The organism is Tepidimonas fonticaldi, assembly GCF_001675355.1.
Classification (GTDB): Bacteria; Pseudomonadota; Gammaproteobacteria; order Burkholderiales; family Burkholderiaceae_C; genus Tepidimonas; species Tepidimonas fonticaldi.
In genome coordinates this window covers 1-881 of the sequence record NZ_LZDH01000042.1, presented here as the reverse complement: position 1 = coordinate 881, position 881 = coordinate 1, and the positions used below count along the sequence as shown (strand labels likewise).

Genomic DNA, 881 nt, shown 5'->3' with positions numbered 1-881 from the left:
ACATTTGAAACCCGGTGATAGCATGGATGTAGAACACCCAATGCTGAACAAAGAACCTTACATTGTTGTCATGGTTGATGAATTTGCCGACTTAATGATGACAGCTGGTAAAAAAGTGGAAGAGTTAATTGCACGGTTGGCACAAAAAGCACGTGCCGCGGGTATTCATTTGGTATTGGCAACTCAACGGCCATCGGTTGATATTATTACTGGACTAATTAAAGCAAATATTCCAACGCGGATTGCATTTACGGTATCCAGTAAAATTGACTCGCGCACGATCCTTGACCAAGGCGGCGCTGAATCTTTACTAGGCATGGGGGATATGCTGTATTTACCACCAAACTCTTCAATTCCTGTGCGTGTACACGGTGCTTTTGTTCGTGACCAAGAGGTTCATGCCGTTGTGAATGATTGGAAAGCTCGCGGTAAACCACAATATATTGATAGCATCACGGCCTGTAGTGACGATAGCGAAGGTGGTGGTTATGATAGCGGAGGTGAAGAGCTTGACCCACTGTTTGACCAGGCAGTTGAGTTTGTTGTTGAGAAACAACGCGTTTCCATTTCTGGGGTTCAACGCCAATTCAGGATAGGTTATAACCGTGCTGCAAGGATTGTTGAGCAAATGGAGCTCCAAGGTATTGTCAGTGAGCAAGGGCACAATGGTAACCGTGAAGTTCTTGCTCCTCCGTCAATGGGGCATTAATAATTTAGTGTGCTAATTGCTGGTTTAATTTAAGGGGTGTATAAAGACGTAACACCTCTTATGGTAATAATTTTAAGGTCTCTCATCGATGAAAAAAATGATGTTATTGGGTGCGTTAGCCATGAGTATACATATTGGCCAAGTATTGGCGGACGCAAGCCAAGACCTTCAA

General features: G+C 43.8%; 1 protein-coding gene. It reads left to right on the top strand.

Annotation, left to right across the window (positions count from 1 at the left end; translation table 11 throughout):
* Positions 1-709 (top strand): DNA translocase FtsK (locus tag A9O67_RS13000; protein ID WP_269451552.1); only part of this gene is annotated, 709 nt, incomplete at its 5' end.
* Positions 710-881 lie beyond the last annotated feature (172 nt).